Source organism: Methylobacterium sp. Gmos1 (genome assembly GCF_053764715.1).
Genome location: NZ_JBSNCC010000007.1, coordinates 246,996 through 263,926, shown reverse-complemented (window position 1 = coordinate 263,926; position 16,931 = coordinate 246,996). Strand labels below are relative to the sequence as shown.

The 16,931-nt window shown below is 74.2% G+C and carries 16 protein-coding genes; 4 read left to right on the top strand and 12 right to left on the bottom strand.

All coding sequences use genetic code 11. The features are described from left to right. Together ACS5PV_RS16840 and ACS5PV_RS16835 are read right to left on the bottom strand one after the other, a co-directional pair. On the bottom strand, positions 1 to 775 hold a 775-nt coding region (locus ACS5PV_RS16840; protein WP_455396477.1), incomplete at its 3' end, for a hypothetical protein. Positions 776 to 902: 127 nt separating this feature from the next. Further along, positions 903 to 2,042 carry a citrate/2-methylcitrate synthase gene (locus tag ACS5PV_RS16835; RefSeq protein ID WP_455396476.1) on the bottom strand — a complete coding sequence of 380 codons (1,140 nt, stop codon included), beginning with the start codon at positions 2,040 to 2,042 and terminating at the stop codon, positions 903 to 905. 99 nt (positions 2,043 to 2,141) lie between these two features. Between ACS5PV_RS16835 and ACS5PV_RS16830 the strand changes: the two genes are divergently transcribed. Together ACS5PV_RS16830 and ACS5PV_RS16825 are read left to right on the top strand one after the other, a co-directional pair. After that, positions 2,142 to 3,521 carry a CoA transferase gene (locus ACS5PV_RS16830; protein WP_455396475.1) on the top strand — a complete coding sequence of 460 codons (1,380 nt, stop codon included), beginning with the start codon at positions 2,142 to 2,144 and terminating at the stop codon, positions 3,519 to 3,521. 55 nt (positions 3,522 to 3,576) lie between these two features. Further along, complete coding sequence (locus ACS5PV_RS16825) at positions 3,577 to 3,810, top strand: hypothetical protein (RefSeq protein WP_109961930.1); 234 nt, start codon at positions 3,577 to 3,579, stop codon at positions 3,808 to 3,810. Positions 3,811 to 3,847: 37 nt separating this feature from the next. Here ACS5PV_RS16825 and guaB read toward each other — a convergent pair whose 3' ends face one another. The 8 genes from guaB to ACS5PV_RS16785 form a co-directional block, all read right to left on the bottom strand. After that, on the bottom strand, positions 3,848 to 5,341 hold the full coding sequence (gene guaB / locus ACS5PV_RS16820) for an IMP dehydrogenase (RefSeq protein ID WP_455396474.1): 1,494 nt from the start codon (positions 5,339 to 5,341) through the stop codon (positions 3,848 to 3,850). A 186-nt stretch (positions 5,342 to 5,527) separates the two neighbouring features. Beyond that, positions 5,528 to 7,027, bottom strand: coding sequence for a flavin-containing monooxygenase (locus ACS5PV_RS16815; RefSeq protein WP_455396473.1), 1,500 nt, complete (start codon positions 7,025 to 7,027; stop codon positions 5,528 to 5,530). Beyond that, entirely contained in the window at positions 7,024 to 7,926 is a 903-nt protein-coding gene (locus ACS5PV_RS16810) for an alpha/beta hydrolase (protein WP_455396472.1), read from the bottom strand. Before ACS5PV_RS16810 ends, ACS5PV_RS16815 begins: the two co-directional genes overlap by 4 nt. 3 nt (positions 7,927 to 7,929) lie before the next feature. After that, positions 7,930 to 8,748: an SDR family NAD(P)-dependent oxidoreductase gene (locus ACS5PV_RS16805; protein ID WP_455396471.1), complete on the bottom strand. Its 819-nt coding sequence runs from the start codon at positions 8,746 to 8,748 to the stop codon at positions 7,930 to 7,932. Positions 8,749 to 8,822: 74 nt separating this feature from the next. Beyond that, positions 8,823 to 9,083: a cell division topological specificity factor MinE gene (gene minE, locus ACS5PV_RS16800; RefSeq protein ID WP_455396470.1), complete on the bottom strand. Its 261-nt coding sequence runs from the start codon at positions 9,081 to 9,083 to the stop codon at positions 8,823 to 8,825. Beyond that, positions 9,080 to 9,895 carry a septum site-determining protein MinD gene (gene minD, locus ACS5PV_RS16795; RefSeq protein WP_455396469.1) on the bottom strand — a complete coding sequence of 272 codons (816 nt, stop codon included), beginning with the start codon at positions 9,893 to 9,895 and terminating at the stop codon, positions 9,080 to 9,082. Before minD ends, minE begins: the two co-directional genes overlap by 4 nt. Before the next feature lie 150 nt (positions 9,896 to 10,045). Beyond that, positions 10,046 to 10,807: a septum site-determining protein MinC gene (gene minC, locus ACS5PV_RS16790; protein WP_455396468.1), complete on the bottom strand. Its 762-nt coding sequence runs from the start codon at positions 10,805 to 10,807 to the stop codon at positions 10,046 to 10,048. A 201-nt stretch (positions 10,808 to 11,008) separates the two neighbouring features. Further along, the gene (locus tag ACS5PV_RS16785) at positions 11,009 to 11,524 is read right to left on the bottom strand and encodes a CreA family protein (protein WP_455396467.1); all 516 of its coding nucleotides are present in this window, start codon (positions 11,522 to 11,524) and stop codon (positions 11,009 to 11,011) included. 186 nt (positions 11,525 to 11,710) lie between these two features. Between ACS5PV_RS16785 and ACS5PV_RS16780 the strand changes: the two genes are divergently transcribed. Continuing rightward, complete coding sequence (locus ACS5PV_RS16780; RefSeq protein ID WP_455396466.1) at positions 11,711 to 12,736, top strand: DUF2865 domain-containing protein; 1,026 nt, start codon at positions 11,711 to 11,713, stop codon at positions 12,734 to 12,736. 59 nt (positions 12,737 to 12,795) lie between these two features. On the opposite strand, the gene ACS5PV_RS16775 is transcribed toward ACS5PV_RS16780, so the two are convergent. Beyond that, positions 12,796 to 13,680: a hypothetical protein gene (locus tag ACS5PV_RS16775; RefSeq protein ID WP_455396465.1), complete on the bottom strand. Its 885-nt coding sequence runs from the start codon at positions 13,678 to 13,680 to the stop codon at positions 12,796 to 12,798. 180 nt (positions 13,681 to 13,860) lie between these two features. Between ACS5PV_RS16775 and ACS5PV_RS16770 the strand changes: the two genes are divergently transcribed. Beyond that, the gene (locus ACS5PV_RS16770) at positions 13,861 to 15,033 is read left to right on the top strand and encodes an OmpA family protein (protein WP_455396464.1); all 1,173 of its coding nucleotides are present in this window, start codon (positions 13,861 to 13,863) and stop codon (positions 15,031 to 15,033) included. A gap of 380 nt (positions 15,034 to 15,413) precedes the next feature. On the opposite strand, the gene cysG is transcribed toward ACS5PV_RS16770, so the two are convergent. Beyond that, positions 15,414 to 16,892 carry a siroheme synthase CysG gene (gene cysG / locus ACS5PV_RS16765; RefSeq protein ID WP_455396463.1) on the bottom strand — a complete coding sequence of 493 codons (1,479 nt, stop codon included), beginning with the start codon at positions 16,890 to 16,892 and terminating at the stop codon, positions 15,414 to 15,416. Positions 16,893 to 16,931: the final 39 nt, after the last annotated feature.

Below are 16,931 nucleotides of genomic sequence, written 5' to 3'. Positions count from 1 at the left end.
GGGCGGCCGGGCCTGCCGGGCCCCGGGGTCCGGGAGGACCGGCCGGGCCCGCGGGCCCGCGCGGGCCCGGCTTGCCGGCCTCGCCCCTCGGACCCGGCTCGCCCCGCGCTCCGGGTGGACCCGCGGGACCGGCCTCGCCCCGCGCGCCGGCCTCCCCGCGAGGGCCGACGGGCCCGGGCGCGCCTCTCGGACCTATCTCTCCCTCGGGACCGGGATCGCCCTTTGGACCAGGATCGCCCTTGGGACCGGGATCGCCCTTGAGTCCCGTCTCGCCCCTCGGCCCCGTATCTCCTCTGGGCCCTGCTTCCCCCCTGGGCCCTGCTTCCCCCCTGGGGCCGGCATCCCCCCTCGGACCTGCCGCGCCTCCCGGGCCGGGAGGACCGGGCGGTCCCGCCACGGTCGTGACCTCGGCATGCCCCGCCGGGCCCACCGCGCCCTTCGGCCCCTCGGGGCCCGCGGGCCCTTGCTGGCCGCATTCGCCCACCACCGCGCCGCGCTCCTGGCGGCCGGCGCGCAGGGTCACGATGCAGGTCGCCGGGTGGTAGACGAGGCGGAACTCGAACTTGCCGCGGGAATCGGCTCGTGCCGTGAAGCGGCCGTCGAGGCTGACCTCGGTGTCGGCCTCGTCGGCGGTGCCGAGCACCCACAGCTCGCCCGCGGTGATCCGCGCCGCCAGGACCTGGATCTCGGCCCGGGCCGGCGCCGCCAGCATCAGGCAGGCCGCCAGGGCCGCGCCCGCTCGCGACGCGGAGCGTCCGGTTCCGCCGCGCACCATCGCCCGCCCCCGCATCCTCGGTCCCGCCCCCAAAGTGTTTTTTCGCAGGCCTGGAAGTCAAGCACGCCCGAGCTTCGAGCACAGGCGCGATGGTCGATGGTCGATGGTGGCGCTTGACCGTGGCCCGTCAGGGTGCCGGTCCGACATAGACCGCCCGCGGGCGGATCAGCCCGCCGGCCTGGCGCTGTTCGAGGGCCTGCGCGATCCAGCCGGCCGAGCGGCCCAGCGCGAACAGCCCGAAGGCGCTCCCCCGCGGCAGCCCGAGCTGCCGGCGCAAGGCGACGAGGGCGAAATCGAGGGAGGGCCGCGCTCCCGTGAGCGCCTCGCCCGCCGCCGCGACCGCCCGCAGGCGAGCATCGTCTGCCAGGAGCGGCGCCAGCAGGGCGGCGGCCCGCGGGTCGCCGGCGGGGTAGAGCGGGTGGCCGAAGCCCGGCAGGGCCTCGCGGCCGGCGAGCTGGCGCCGCAGGGACGCGGCCGGGTCGGCCCCGTCGAGGGCGTCCCACAGGGCTTCGACCCGGTCGGTCGTGCCGCCGTGGCGGCTGCCGCTCAGGGCCGCGAGGCCGCCGATCACCGCCGCGCGCAGGCTCGCGCCCGCCGAGGCGATGCAGCGCGCGGTGAAGCCCGAGGCGTTCAGTTCGTGGTCGGCGCACAGGACCAAAGCCCGTCGCACGGCCTCCGCCCCGGCCGGGTCGAGGCCCCAGGCCCGTCCACATTGGCGGTGGAGCGGCGCGGCGTCTGGGACGCCCCAGGTCACGCAGGCCCCGAGCAGGCGGACGAGCGCGCCGCTCCCCGCGGCGAGCCGGGCCGGATCCTGCTGCCAGGCCGCCGTCGGCGCGTCCTCCGTCGCCGCCGCGAAGGCGCCGAGGAGGTCGCCGCCGCGCGGCTCCGCCCCGGGAGCCTCGGGTCCGAAGGCGGCGGCCTGCGGCAAGGCCCAGAGGAGCGCCGCCGCCTCCTCCAGGGTCGCGGTCTCCGAGAGCGCCACGGCATCGGCGCCGCGATAGAACAGGCGGCCGTCGCGGATCAGCGTAACGGCGGTCTCCATCACCGGCAGGCCCCAGTCGAGGGTGGCGCGGGCGACCTCCCGCGGCCGCCGGCCGCGATGTCGGGCGGCGGCGAGGCGGTCGACGGCGTCGGCCGCATAGGCCCGCACCCGCGGGTCGGCGGTCGGATGCGCCTCGATCAGGCCGCGGCTGACATAGGCGTAGAGGGTCTGGCGGCTCACGCCGAGGCGGGCGGCCGCCTCGGCGGCGGTCAGATAGGCGGTCACGGGCAGGCTCGCGGCGGTCAGATTGATTCGAGTAATCAAGATTGACGATCTGACCTCCTCGGCGCCCTCCTGTCACCGCACACGCATCAGGAGCGGGCGATGACGGACGAGAGGCGCAATCCGGCCTTCGCGGCGATCCTGGAGGCGATCCGGCGCGGCCTCGGCGCCGGGGCCGCGCCGCCGGTGACGGTGACCGGGGCGGGCGCCCTCCCGTCGGTCTACCCGGTCAGCGATCTCGCGGCGGCCTCGGTCGCGGCGGCGGGGCTGGCGCTGGCCGAGCTGGTCGAGGCCCGCTTCGGCCGGCAGCCGGGTGTGACGGTCGACCGTCGCCTCGCCGCGTTCTGGTTCTCCCGCTCGCTCCACCCGCAGGGCTGGGAGCTACCGCCGCTCTGGGATCCGGTGGCGGGCGACTACCGGACGGCGGACGGCTGGATCCGCCTTCACACCAACGCCCCGCATCACCGCGACGCCGCCCTGGCGGTGCTCGGCACCGCGCCGGAGCGGGAGGTGGTGGGCCGGGCTGTGGCGGCCTGGCGGGCGGACGACCTCGAGGCGGCGGTGGTCGCGGCCGGCGGCTGCGCCGCCGCGATGCGCCCGGCCGCGGCCTGGGCCGCGCATCCGCAGGGAGCGGCGGTGGCGCGCGAGCCCCTGGTCGCCTGGGAGGCGGGCGGGGCCGGCACGGCCGGCCTGACCGAGGCACGGCCCGAGCGGCCGCTGGCCTCCTTGCGCGTCCTCGACCTGACGCGGGTGCTCGCCGGCCCGGTGGCGACCCGCTTCCTCGCCGGGTTCGGCGCCACGGTGCTGCGCCTCGATCCGCCGGGCTGGGAGGAGCCCGGCGTGGTGCCGGAGACGACCCTCGGCAAGGCCTGCGCTCGCCTCGACCTGAAGGATCCGGCCGGGCGGGCGCGCTTCGACGACCTGCTCGCGACGGCGGACGTGCTGGTCCACGGCTACCGGCCGGACGCGCTGGCCCGCCTCGGGCTCGACGCCGCGGCCCGCGCCCGCCTGCGGCCGGGCCTGATCGACGTCAGCCTCGACGCCTACGGCTGGACCGGGCCGTGGCGGGAGCGGCGCGGCTTCGACAGCCTGGTCCAGATGAGCTGCGGCCTCGCCGAGGCCGGGATGCGACGAGCGGGTGCCGACAAGCCGGTGCCGCTGCCGGTCCAGGCCCTCGACCACGCCACCGGCTACCTGATGGCGGCGGCCTGCCTGCACGGGCTGGCGCGGCGCCTCGCGACCGAGCGCGGCGCCACGGCGCGCCTCTCGCTCGCCCGCACCGCCGCGCTGCTCGCCGCCGCACCGGCGCCCCGCCCCGAGGCGGCGCCCGCCGCGCCCGAGCCGGCCGATTTCGCGGAAGTGCCGGAGCCGACCGGATGGGGGCCGGCTCTCCGCCTGCACCCGCCGCTCGTCCTCGACGGTGTGCCGATGGCCTGGGACCGGCCCGCCGGCCCCCTCGGCACCGCTGCGCCGGCCTGGTGAGGAACGGGGCCAGTCGGCGGGAGTTGGCCGGGCTCATTCGCGACAGGAGGAGCCCATGGCCGGCGAGAAGCCCCACGGCGACAAGACCCACGCGCAGAACATCCGCCTGATCGAGGGCAAGGACGGCCCCAACGTCCCGGCCGGTGGCGGCGCCCGCATCCGCACCAGCGCCGATCCGACCCGGCCGCCCTCCACCCACCAGGAGAGCCGCGACCACAACAAGCACAACAATCCGGGCCAGGACGGGCACCGTCCGCAGAAGCACGGCCCGGCGGAGGAGAAGCCGTGACGGCGTCTCGGGCGGCCGCGCGCGGCCGCCCGACCGGTTACACCCGGCCCGGGTAGTTCGGGCTCTCCCGCGTGATGGTCACGTCGTGGACGTGGCTCTCTCGCAGGCCCGCATTGGTGATGCGGATGAACTGCGCCTTCTCCTGCATCTCCGGGATCGACGGGGCGCCGACATAGCCCATGGCGGCGCGCAGGCCCCCGGCGAGCTGGTGCAGCACCGCCGCGACCGGGCCCTTGTAGGGAACCTGGCCCTCGATGCCCTCCGGCACGAGCTTGTGGGTGTCGCTGACCTCGGCCTGGAAGTAGCGGTCCGCCGAGCCGCGCGCCATGGCGCCGACCGAGCCCATGCCGCGGTAGCTCTTGTACGAGCGGCCCTGGTACAGGAACACCTCGCCCGGCGCCTCGTCGGTGCCGGCGAGCAGCGAGCCGAGCATCGCCACCGAGGCGCCGGCGGCGATCGCCTTGGCGAGGTCGCCCGAATACTTGATGCCGCCGTCGGCGATCACCGGCACGTCGGCCTCGTTGCCGGCCTCGACCGCCTCCATGATGGCGGTGAGCTGGGGCACGCCGACGCCGGCGACGATGCGGGTGGTGCAGATCGAGCCCGGGCCGATGCCGACCTTGATCGCGTCGGCGCCGGCGTCGATCAGCGCCTGGGCGCCCTCGCGGGTCGCGACGTTGCCGGCGATGACCTGCACGGCGTTCGACAGGGTCTTCACCCGGCGCACGCTCTCCAGGACCTTCGAGGAATGGCCGTGGGCGGTGTCGACCACGATCACGTCGCAGCCGGCGTCGATCAGGCGCTCGGCCCGCTCGAACCCGCCGTCACCGGTGGTGGTGGCCGCCGCCACCCGCAGGCGGCCCTGCTCGTCCTTGATCGCGTGCGGGTAGGCGACCTGCTTCTCGATGTCCTTGACGGTGATGAGGCCGATGCAGCGGTAGTGGTCGTCGACGACGAGCAGCTTCTCGATGCGGAACTGGTGCAGCAGGCGCTTGGCCTCGTCCTGGGTCACGCCCTCGCGCACGGTGATCAGCCGGTCGCGGGTCATCAGCTCGGAGACCGGCTGGCTCTGGTTGGTGGCAAACCGCGTGTCGCGGTTCGTGAGGATGCCCACGAGCTTGCCGCGCGAGCCGTTGGGGCCGCGCTCGACCACCGGGATGCCCGAGATGCCGTGCTGGCGCATCACCCCGTAGGCGTCGGCCAGGGTCTCGTCCGGGTGGATGGTGATCGGGTTGAGCACCATGCCGGACTCGTACTTCTTGACGAGGCGGACCTGCTCGGCCTGCTCCGGCGGCTCGAGGTTGCGGTGGATCACCCCGAGGCCGCCGTTCTGCGCCATCGCGATGGCCATCCGGGCCTCGGTCACGGTGTCCATCGCCGAGGCGATGATCGGCATGTTGAGCCGGATCGAGCGGGTGAGCCGGGTGCCGAGATTCACCTCCGCCGGCATCACCGAGGATGCGGCGGGGCGGAGCAGGACGTCGTCGAAGGTCAGGCCCTCGATGATCGTATCGGTGCTGATGCGGGCCATGAACCAACTCCTCGTGCGTGCGACGCCTTGTGGACGCCGCCAAATCGGGTCTCGCCGGGCGGTTTGTCTGGCAAACGCCCGTTATTGAGTTGGCACCGGCCGATAGCACGCGTCTGTGACGGGCGCAAAGCGCTATCGCCGCAGCGCAGCGATGCGTCCAACGACTCTTGCAGCCGGGAGCGGCGTCTACGCAGGTGTGAGGACGAACTCGCCCCAGTCCGGCGCCCGCATCGCGCGCTGGTAGGCCACCACCGTGCCGGGCCACAGCGCGATGTTGCGCCCCGCCGCGTCCTGGTACCAGCTGGCGCAGCCGCCCTGCTGCCAGATGCTGCCCGAGAGCCGCTCCTCCAGCTCGGCGAGGTAGCGCGCCTGCGCTTCCGGCGACGGTTCGATCGCCGCGAGGTTGCGCGCCTTCATCTCGGCGAGGCAGGCGAGCACGTACTCGACCTGTGCCTCGATCATCAGCACGACCGAGTTGTGGCCCAAGCCCGTATTGGGCCCGAGCAGCATGAAGAAGTTGGGGAAGCCCGCCACCGCCACGCCGCGATGCGCCGCCACCCGCTCGCCCCAGGCGCGGGCGAGGATCAGCCCGTCGCGGCCGACCACCGGCACCCGCGCGAGAGAGGCGGTGGTGTCGAAGCCGGTGGCGAGCACCAGCACGTCGAGGGGGTGGTGGCGGCCGTCCCGCATCGTCACGCCGTCCGGGGTGACGTCGCGGATCGCCTCGGTCTCGAGGGTCACGTTCGGCCGCGTCAGGGCCGGGTAGTACGCGTCGGAGATCAGCACCCGCTTGCAGCCGAGGCGGTAGGGCGGGGTCAGCTTGGCGCGCAGGGCGGGGTCGGCGACCTGCTGGCGCAGGTGGTGCCGGCTCGCGGCCTCGGCCAGCCGCGTGAGCCCCGAGACCCGGGTGAAGCCGAGCACGGCGCGCGCCTCGCGCACCCGGAACTGGATCGTGCGCAAGGCCCGGCGCGCGACGGGCAGGCGGCGGAACAGCGCCCGCATCCGCGGGCCGATCGGCCGGTCGTTGCGCGGCATGACCCAGGGCGGCGTGCGCTGGAACAGCACCAGGCGCTCGACCTCCGGGGCGATGGCCGGCACGACCTGGATCGCGCTCGCCCCCGTGCCGATCACCCCGACGCGCTTGCCCTTCAGCGACACGCCATGGTCCCAGGCCGAGGTGTGGAAGAGGGCGCCCAGGAACGTGTGCAGGCCGGGAATTGCCGGAACCGCCGGGTGGTGCAGCGCCCCCATGCCGGAGACCAGCACCCGGGCCTCCAGCGGGCCGCGATCGGTCTCGACCCGCCACAGGGAGCGCGCCCCGTCCCAGACCGCCCCGGTGACGGCGGTCGAGAGAGCGATCTTCCCGGCGAGGCCGAACCGCCCGACCAGCTCGCGCAGGTAGGCGGCGATCTCCGGCTGGCCGGCATAGGTGCGGGTCCAGTCGGATTTCGGGGCGAAGGACAGGGCGTAGAGATGGGCCGGGATGTCGCAGGCGGCGCCCGGATAGGTGTTCTCGTGCCAGGTGCCGCCGACCGCGTCCGCCTTCTCGACGACGAAGAGGTCGTCGATGCCGGATTGCCGGCAGCGGATCGCCATGGCGAGGCCGGAGAAACCGGCCCCGAGCACCAGCACCGCGAGGGGCTTGTCCGGCCAGGGCGCCGCCGGCGGGGCGGCCTCGTCACTCACCGGACCGCCTCCGGCGCGGCGGCGTGGCTCTTCAGGAAGGCGGCGGCCTCGGACACGGAGCGGCGCGCCTCAGGCAGGAACGACTGCGCCAGCTGCCAGGCATGCGGCACCACCGGCCAGACCGTCACGGTGGCGGGGATGCCCGCGGCCCGCGCCTTCTCGGCAAAGCGCACCGAATCGTCGCGCAGGACCTCGCGGGCGCCGACGTGGAACAGGAGCGGCGGCAGGCCGTCGGGGTCGCCGCGCAGCGGCGAGACCAGCGGGTCGGCGGGGTCGTGCCCGCCGAGATAGAGGTCGACGAGGTGGTGCAGCTTCGTCGGGTCGAACATCGCGTCGCGGCGGGCGTTCGTGCGCATCGATTCGCCCTCCCCCAGCATGTCGGTCGAGGGGGAGAACAGCACGGCGGCGTCGGGGAGCGGCAGCCCGTCCCGGCGCGCCCGCAGCATCAAGGCCAGCGCGAGGTTGCCGCCGGCGGAATCGCCCGCGATGCCCGCCGGCCCCGCGGCCGCGAAGGTCGACCAGCAGGCGGCCGCGTCGTCGAGGGCCGCCGGATAGGGATGCTCGGGGGCGAGGCGGTAATCGGGGCAGAACACCCGGAATCCCCGCACCGCGAAGGCGCCGGTGATCGACCGGTGGGTGCGGGGCGAGCAGGCGATGAAGCCGCCGCCGTGCAGGTAGAACAGGCGCGGGGCGTCCGGGGCGAGGCCGGGACGCTCGACCCACTCGCCGGCGATCCCGCCGACGCTGCCCTCGCGAAAGGCGATGCCGGGCGGCTCGGGGAAGCTGCCCTGGTTCATGATCCGGCGGATCGCCGCGACGTCGCCGCCGGCGCGGGCGACCTTGGGCCGGACCTGCCAGCGGATGATCCAGTCGAAGACGTGGGCGCGCAGGCTCGACATCCGTTACTCCATGGCGCGGGCGATCAGCGACCAGTACCGCACCGGCATCAGGCGCTGGATCAGCGCCACCTGGGCGGCGTCGCGGCCGACGATGATGCGGGGCTCCCGCCGGACGATGCCGCGCAGGATGCGCGCGGCCGCCGCCTCGGGCGGCAGACGCAGGTAACGTTCCGCCGCGGCCTTGCCGCTCGCGACCTCGGCGGGATCGAGGCGCGGGCCGGCGCGGGCGTTGCGGGCGATCGCCGTCGCGACTCCGCCCGGATGCACCACGCTCACCCCGAGATTGGTGCCGGCATATTCGTGCCGCAGGGCCTCGGAGAAGCCGCGCACCGCGAACTTGCTCGCCGCATAGGCCGCCTGGCCCGGGGGGGCGACGATGCCGTAGAGGCTCGACAGGTTGACGATCTGCGCCGCCGGCCGGCTCTCCAGCTGGGCCAAGAACGCGCGGGTCATCCGCACCACGGCGCGGAAATTGACGTCCATCAGCCAGTCGAAATCGGCGAGCTCGACGTCGGCGAAGCGGCCGGCGAGCGCCACGCCGGCATTGTTGACGAGGAGGTCGAGCGGCCCGTGCCGCGCGGCGACCGCGTCGGGCAGGGCGGCGATGCGGTCGAACTCCGTCAGATCGAAAGCGTGGGTGCTGACGTCGCGCCCGAGCGCCCGCACGGCGGCCTCGCTGCGGGCAAGGCCGTCGGGATCGCGGTCGACGAGGACGAGGCGGGCGCCCTGCCGGGCAAGACCCAGGGCGAGGGCCGCGCCGATGCCGCCGCCGGCCCCGGTGACCAGGGCCAGCTTGTCGTGCAGTGGAAAGGCGTCCGCCAACAGCTCGCTCCGTCCGGCCCGTCGGCGACTGAGATCGCGCGGGCCGGCCGGGAGCGCAAGGGTCGGCTGAGAAATCAAGCCGCCCGGTGAACGGCCTTCGGCAGCTCGACGTCGATCTCCAGGGTCGAGACGGCGTCGCCCCGCTCCATGGTGATCTTCACCTTGTCCTGGTCGATGGCGACGTGCTTGGCGATCACCGCCAGGATCTCCTCGCGCAGCACCGCCACCAGGTCGGAGCGGCCGAACGCCGTGCGCTCGTGCGCCAGCAGGATCTGGAGCCGCTCGCGCGCTACCGGCGCCGTGCCGCGCCGCGACAGGAAGTTCAGCAGGTTCATGCCGCCCTCCGGGTGAACAGCTTGCCGAGCAGCGAGCGCTTCTCGCTCGGCACGATCATCTCGACCGTCTCGCCCTTGAGGCGGCGCACGGCGTCGGCATAGGCCCGAGCCGGCGCGCTCTGGGGCGCGTTCAGCGTCACCGGGCTGCCGAGGTTCGAGGCCTTCAGAACCTCCTCGCTCTCCGGGATCACGGCGAGCAGCGGGATCGACAGGATCTCCAGCACGTCGTCGATCTTCAGCATCTCGCCGCGCTCGGCCCGGTTGGGGTCGTAGCGGGTCAGGATCAGGTGCTTCTCCAGCCGCTCGCCGTTCTTCGCGCGCTCGGTCTTGGAATCGAGGAGCCCGATGATGCGGTCGGAGTCGCGCACCGAGGAGACCTCGGGGTTCGTCACCACGACCGCGATGTCGGCGTGACGCATGGCGAGCGTGGCGCCGCGCTCGATGCCGGCCGGGCTGTCGCAGATCACCCAGTCGAACTTCTCGCGCAGTTCGCCGACGACGCGGGCGACACCCTCGTCGGTGAGCGCGTCCTTGTCGCGGGTCTGCGAGGCGGGCAGGAGCGACAGGGTGTCGAGGCGCTTGTCGCGGATGAGGGCCTGGGGCAGCTTGGCGTCGCCCTGGACGACGTTGATGAGGTCGTAGACGACCCGGCGCTCGGCGCCCATGATGAGGTCGAGGTTGCGCAGGCCGACGTCGAAATCGACCACGCAGACGTTCTGCCCGGACTGGGCGAGGGCGGCACCGAGCGCCGCCGTCGTGGTGGTCTTGCCCACCCCGCCCTTGCCGGACGTCACCACTATGATCTTGGCCATGGACAATGCTCCCCCCGGGCGATCGGGATGATGCGGCGCCCCGGGATCCGGGTCGCGCGCTCACGGGGTTGTTCGAGTGTCTCTTCTTCCAGGCGGGCCCGGGCGCGCGTGGCGCCCGTGAAGGCCCGTCCGGCCGTCGTGTCGGGTGGCTCAGTCGAGGGCGGCCATGCGGAGGGTTTCGCCCTCGAGCCAGACCTGGACCGCCTTCTTGCGCAGCTTCGGGTCGGTGGTGTCGGCGGTGCGGAACAGGCCGTCGATGCCGATCAGCTCGGGCTCGAACTTGCGGCAGCAGATCCGGGCCCGGGGGTTGCCGCCCGCTCCCGCGATGGCGCGGCCGCGCAGCGCGCCGTAGACGTGGATCGAGCCGCCGGCCAGGATCTCGGCGCCGGAGGCGACCGAGCCCATCACCGTCACGTCGCCCTCGGGGTGGTAGACCGACTGGCCGGAGCGCAGCGGGGTCTCGAGGACGAGGGAGTTCGGCTTGCGCGGCTCCGGCGGCGCCTTGGCCTCCGGCTCCGCCATCTCGGCCGGGCGGCCACCGCTCAGGAGCGGCGGCAGCGCCGGGTCGAGCCAGGCCGGCTCGGCCTTCTCGACGCCCATGATGCGGATGCCGCGCTGCTTGAGCTCGTCGACGAGGCCGGCGATGTCGGGCGTGGCCGCCGCGGCATCGCGGTCGTCCTCGGCGGGCTCGGCCGCCTCGGGTCCGGCCAAATCTCCCCGGGGGGAGTCCTTGGCCAGGCCCGAGACGTCCAGAATCACGGCGCGCTCGGAGAAGAGCGTCGGCGAGCGCTGCACCAGGGCATCCAGGTGCGAGAACCAGTCGCCGAGCGGCGTCTCCGGCGCGAGCACGAGCGCCCGGAACGAGCGGCCGCGCAGCGGGAGGGAGGGGCGTGTGAGGCTGATGCTGGTCACGGCGGTTGACGAGTTGTTACCGGGCACCATGAAGCGCGCAGCATGGTTACCGGATCGTTAATGCCGCCCCGGACCGGCCTGAATCGTTGCGGGGCGGGCCGGCGGGGCACAGGCGCTCCCGGCCCGCGCATCGAACGAAAAAGGGCCCGCGCAAGCGCGGGCCCGGGAAGGCGTCGGCAGGATTCGTAGGCGAGTGGCGGCTCAGCCCAGGAAGTCGCCGCATTTCGGCGGCGCCTCGGTGCCCCAGGGCATCAGCGGCACCGTCGAGGTCGAGTTCTTGGGCGAGCCCTGAACCACCTTGTCGGAGTAGACCATGTAGATCAGGGTGTTGCGCTTGGCGTCGCAGCCGCGCACGATCTGCATGCTCTTGAAAATCAACGAGCGGCGCTCGCTGAACACGACCTCGCCCTGCTTCATCTTGGTCTTGAACTTGACCGGCCCGACCTGGCGGCAGGAGAGCGAGATGTCGGAGACCTCCTCGGCGAGGCCGAGCGTGCCCTTGATTCCGCCCTTCTCGGGCTGGGTGTAGTGGCAGGCGACGCCGTCCACGTCGGGGTCGTCGATGCCGTAGACCACCAGCTTGTCGTTGGGCGTCAGCGGCCGCCAGACCGTCGACTTGTCGAAGATCCGGTCCGGCTCCTGGGCGAGCGCGGCGCCGGCCGCCAGCCCGAGACACGCCACCCCGCAGAGAGCCGTGAGACCCCGCCGCCACACCATCGCATCAACCTTTCCTTGAAGAAGCTTAACGTATGTAGGGAGGCTGTCGCGCGGCGGCGAGGGCGGCTAGAACGGAGCCGTTCCGTCCCGCCACGCTTGGCGACCCCGCTCGCGGGGCGGCTCGTTCTCGTCCGCCGCCCTCCCCGGGGCGGATCGTCCTCGCATCACGGCCGGTTCCCGAACGCCATGACGCTGCTCCGCTTCACGGTCCGGCTCCTCGCCGGTGCCCTTGCGATCCTTTCCTTGTGCCAGGCTGCCCTGGCCGAGCCCAACGCGGCCGCCTGCCAGCGCTTCCGCGCCGAGCTCGCCGGCCTGCAGCGCGACTCGAACCGCGGCCAGATCGAGGAGATCCAGCAGCTCGTCGCCTATCGCCAGTCGATCGGCTGCGAGGGCGGGCGCTTCCTGTTCTTCGACATGAGGCCGCCGCAATGCGCCCAGGTCGAGCAGCGCATCCGCGCCCTCAACGCCGGCTACGGCGCCGGCGCCCGCGAGGTCTCGAACGCCCGCCGCGAGCAGCTAATCGCCGCCGTGAAGGACGCCTGCACCGGCCTCCAGAGCGCCGCCGCGTCGCAGCCGAAGCCCGCCGACGGGTTCGGCCGCGGCGGCTCGCAGGTGATCTGCGTGCGGATGTGCGACGGGGCCTATTTCCCGATGCCGAACCTGCCCGACGGGCGGGAGGGCGCCGACGAGATGTGCCAGGCGCTGTGCCCGGGGGCCGAGGCCGCCGCCTACTCGATGCCGCCGACCGATGGCGGCCTGACCCAGGCCGCCGCGGTCCAGACCAAGCGCGCCTACTCGACCCTGGCGAACGCCTTCAAGTTCCAGAAGACCTTCGTGCCGAACTGCTCGTGCAAGGGCACGCAGACCTGGGCGCAGGCCCTGGTCAAGGCCGAGAGCATGCTGGTGCGCCACAAGGGCGACATCTTCGTCACCCCGGCCCAGGCCGAGGCGATGTCGCGGCCGAAGGTGCGCCTGACCCTGGTCGGCCGCGCCGATCGCGCCGCCGCGACGCTGGCCGCCACCGCCGCGACGCGGGTCGAGGACGGCACCGCAGAGGCCGCCGAGGCCGCCCGCCCGGCTGTCCCCGAGGAACGCGCGGTGCGGATCATCGCGCCCAACCTGATCCCGGTGCCGCTGACCGCCCGGGCGGACGGGCCGCAGGCCGCCGCCACGGTCGCCACCCCCGGCGCCGCGCCGGTCGCCACCCCGTGAGGCCGTCCGGCCCGGCGCGACCGCCCCGGGCCGGCTGACCGCAGGGAACCATCTCGCCGTCACGATGTTCGAAGGGACCGACGACGGACGAGAGGTTTTCCCTGATGCGCCCTGCCCGCGCGCTGCTGCTGACCGGCACGATCCTGCCGGCGCTGCTGCTCCAGCCCATCCTTGCGAACCAGGCTTTTGCGAGCCAAGCGGCGCGGGGCGACGATGTGATCCGGCTGGCCCAGGGCGGGCCAGGAGAGCGCGGACCGGGTGAGCGCGGGCCCGGCGGACCGGGAGGCGGCGAGCGTGGGCCAGGCGGACCCGGAGGTCCGGGCGGCGAGCGCGGCGGCCCGCGCCCCGAGCGGGGCCCGGCCGAGCGCCCGGAGCCGCGCGAGCGACCGGAGCCCCGGCAGGAGCGGCCCGAGCCCCAGCGCGAACGTCCCGAGCGGCAGGAGCCGCGCGAGCGCCCGGCGCCGGCCCGCGAGCGGCCCGAGCCGCAGCAGCGGGAGCGGCCCGAGCCCCAGGAGCGCGCGCCACAGGGCCGTCCGGACCGGCCCGATCGCCAGGAACGCCCGGATCGCCAGGAGCGTCCCGACCGCCCGGACCGCCAGGAACGCCCCGACCGGCCGGATCGTCAGGAACGCCCGGATCGCCAGGAGCGTCCCGATCGACCCGATCGTCCGGAACCCCGCGGTCCCCGCGGCGAGGAGCCCGGCCGTCCGCCGGCACCGCCGCAGGATCGCGGCCCCGCCGCGCGTCCCGATCAGCGCGAGCGCCCCACCCCCGACGCCCGGCCCGACCGTCGCGACGACCGTCCCGATGCGCGCGAGGATCGCCGTGGTGGTCCCGACGGCCGGCCCGACCGTCGAGACGAGCGTCCCGACCCGCGCGAGGATCGCCGCGGGCCCGACGCGCCGGCCCAGCGCGGCCCGGGCCAGCCGCCCGCACCCGGTCAAGGTCCCGATCGGCAGGGTCTCGATCGACAGGCGCCCGGCCAGCCCCCTGCCCCGGGCCGCGCCGGCCCGCCGGCGGCCGGCGAGCCGCAGCCCGGCGCTCCCGGTCGTGGACCCGGCCGGCCGGACGCGCCCGGCGCCGGCCCGAACGGCGCGCCGCTTCCCCCGAACCAGCAGCCCGGAGTGCCGGGCCGGCCCTTCGTGCCCGGCGGGGCCGGCGCACCGGCCGACGGCCGCGATCTCGACCGCCGCGACCCGCGCGACCAGGACCGGCGCGACTTCGACCGGCGCGACGGCCGCGACTTCGACCGGCGCGGCGACGATCGTCGCGATCTCGACCGGCGCGGCTTCGACGACCGGGGCGACCTGCCCGGCGGCTATCGCCGCGACGCGCCCGACTACGTTCCGGGCGGCTTCCGCCGCGGCGACGTCGACGTGCGCAGCTACGACGACGTCCGCCGCGCCCGCCGCGAGTACAACGAGAACGGCCGCCTGATCGTCCGGGAGCCCGGCCGCGTGATCGTGCGCGACGACGACCGCTACTTCCTGCGCCACGACGAGACCGAGCGCTTCCGTCTGCTCGACCGCGACGCCCGCATCGAGCGCCGCGGCCGCGACACCGTGACGATCATCGACCGCCCCGGCGGCTACCAGGTCTTCACGGTGGTGGACGATGACGGCCGGCTGCTGCGGCGCTACCGCCGCGGCCCGGACGGGCGCGAGGTGGTGCTGATCGACAATTCCTACGCGGGCCCGCCGCGGTCGATCGAGCAGGACGTGGTGGTGCTGCCGCCGCCCGACATCCGCATCCCCCGCGACCGCTACGTGGTCGAGGCAGAGCGGGCCGACCAGGGCGCGATCTACGAGGCGCTGACCGCCCCGCCGGTCGTGCCGGTCGAGCGGCGCTACACCCTCGACCAGGTGCGCTACAGCCCGACCCTGCGCGCCCGGATGCGCAGCGTCGACATCGACACCATCACCTTCGACACCGGCTCGTGGGAGGTCACGCCCGACCAGGCCCAGCGCCTCGCCACCATCGCGGCGGCGATCAATCAGGCGATCCAGAACAACTCGCAGGAGGTGTTCCTGATCGAGGGCTACACCGACGCGGTCGGCGCCGACGTCGACAACCTCTCGCTCTCCGACCGGCGTGCCCAGTCGGTGGCCGAGGTGCTGACCCGCGACTTCAAGGTGCCGCCGGAGAACCTGACCACGCAGGGCTACGGCGAGCAGTACCTCAAGGTGAACACGCAAGGACCCTCGCGGGAGAACCGCCGGGTCACGGTGCGGCGCATCACCCCGCTGATCCAGCAGCAGCAGGCCCAGCAGCAGCCGCAACAACCGCAGCAGCGCTGAGTTGCGCGGGGGCCGTCCCCCGCCGACCTGCGCGTCGTCCCCGCCCCTGCCTTACAGAGGGGCGGGGGCGATGTCTGAGTAGTACCGCCCCGTGACCCGCTCGCCGTCCAACGGCGCCGACGCAGATTTGTGCAAAGAAAACCCGGCCCAACCGCTATGGGCCGGCGTGTCTAAATGAAGACTAGAGACTCACCATGTCATCCTGGGGCTCGACACTATCGAGAACCCGGGATCCGTGACCGGTGACGGCGCAGAACCCGGTTCGACGCGTTCCGCCTCGTCCTGATACCTCAGCAGTTACGAGTCCCGGGTTCCGCGATGCGGCCCCGAAATCACATCGAGGGCTTCAGTTCCGGCCGCCCGTCCGGGCGAAGACGCGGTCAGACGCTCGCCCGCTCCGCCGCCACCAGGATCGCGGGCGGAATGGCGGGTACCTGATCCGCCTGCACGCCACGCCTCAGCGCGTCCCCCACCATCACGATCGCCGGCCCATCGAGCCCGGCCGCCTCGACCCGGTCGGCGATGTCGCGGGCCTCGCCCCGCACCACCGCCTGGTCGGACCGCGTGGCGTTGAACACCACAAGCGCCGGGGTCGCGGGCGGCAGGCCCTCGGCGACGGCCTGGGCGAGGAGGCTGCGCAGGGTGCGCTTGGGCATGTAGACCACCGTGGTCACGGTGGGGTCGGCGAGCGCCTTCCAGTTCAGGTCGTCGGGAAGGGCGCCGCGGCGGTCGTGGCCGGTGACGTATTGCAGGCGTCGCGCCGCGTCGCGGTGGGTGAGCGAGATGCCGAGCGAGGCCGCCGCGCCCTGCGCCGCCGTGACGCCGGGCACCACCGTGACGGGGATGCCGGCCGCGTGGCAGGCATCGATCTCCTCGCCGGCCCGGCCGAAGACCAGGGGGTCGCCGGATTTCAACCGCACCACCCGCTTGCCGCTGCCCGCCAGCGAGACCATCAGGGCGTTGATGTCGTCCTGGCGGCAAGACGGGCCGTGGCCGGTCTTGCCGACCAGCATCGTGCGGGCCTCGCGCCTTGCGTAATCCAGGATCTCCGGCGCGACGAGGTCGTCGTACAGGATCACATCGGCGCTGCGCAGGGCGCGCAGGGCCTTGAGGGTCAGGAGCTCGGCGTCGCCCGGGCCGGCGCCGACCAGCACCACGCTGCCGCCGGAGGGCGCGGCGTCGTTCTCGGCCAGCAGCGCGTCGAGGTCGGCGCGCACCGGCGCCCGCTCCGGGTTGGCGAAGGCGATGTCGGTGAAGCGCTCCCAGAACGCCCGGCGCTCGCCGAAGGCGTGGTAGCGGGCGCTCACCTCGGCGCGCCAGTCGCGGGCCGCCCCGACCCAGGCCTTGAAGCCGGCGGGCAGCATCGCCTCAATGCGGGCGCGCACGGTCTGCCCGAAGACCGGGGCCGCGCCCTCCGTCGAGATGCCGACGACGAGCGGCGAGCGGTTGACGATGGCGCCGAACGAGACGTCGCAGAGATGCGGCCGGTCGATCGCGTTGACGATCGCGCCCGCCGCGCGGGCCGCCCCGACGAAGCACTCGCACTCGCCCTCGTCCTCGAAGGCCGCAATGGCGAAGGCCGCGCCGACGAGGTCGGCCGGCGACCAGTCGCGCTCGTGCAGCACCACCGTGCCGGCCACAACCTCGGCCGGCGTGCCGCGCATCTCCTCGGTGGGTTCCGGCGCGAACACGTCGACATGGGCGCCGGCGGCGGCCAAGAGCTTCACCTTCCAGGCCGCGCCGCCATTGGCCCCGGCCAGCACCGCGCGCTTGCCCGTCAGCGTCACGAAGACCGGCAGCACGGCCAGGGGCTCGAGGCCCGGGGAGCGGGTCTCGCGGGGAGCACGGGGGGTACGCATGGGCGGATGAAGGTCTGGCACGAGTCGCGGGAAATCCTG

Coding starts and splice junctions, on each gene's coding strand:
- ACS5PV_RS16780 (WP_455396466.1), top strand. CDS start 11,711: ATGACGCTGCTCCGCTTCACGGTCCGGCTCCTCGCCGGTGCCCTTGCG.
- ACS5PV_RS16785 (WP_455396467.1), bottom strand. CDS start 11,524: ATGGTGTGGCGGCGGGGTCTCACGGCTCTCTGCGGGGTGGCGTGTCTC.
- minD (WP_455396469.1), bottom strand. CDS start 9,895: ATGGCCAAGATCATAGTGGTGACGTCCGGCAAGGGCGGGGTGGGCAAG.
- cysG (WP_455396463.1), bottom strand. CDS start 16,892: ATGCGTACCCCCCGTGCTCCCCGCGAGACCCGCTCCCCGGGCCTCGAG.
- minE (WP_455396470.1), bottom strand. CDS start 9,083: ATGAACCTGCTGAACTTCCTGTCGCGGCGCGGCACGGCGCCGGTAGCG.
- ACS5PV_RS16810 (WP_455396472.1), bottom strand. CDS start 7,926: ATGTCGAGCCTGCGCGCCCACGTCTTCGACTGGATCATCCGCTGGCAG.
- ACS5PV_RS16830 (WP_455396475.1), top strand. CDS start 2,142: ATGACGGACGAGAGGCGCAATCCGGCCTTCGCGGCGATCCTGGAGGCG.
- guaB (WP_455396474.1), bottom strand. CDS start 5,341: ATGGCCCGCATCAGCACCGATACGATCATCGAGGGCCTGACCTTCGAC.
- ACS5PV_RS16825 (WP_109961930.1), top strand. CDS start 3,577: ATGGCCGGCGAGAAGCCCCACGGCGACAAGACCCACGCGCAGAACATC.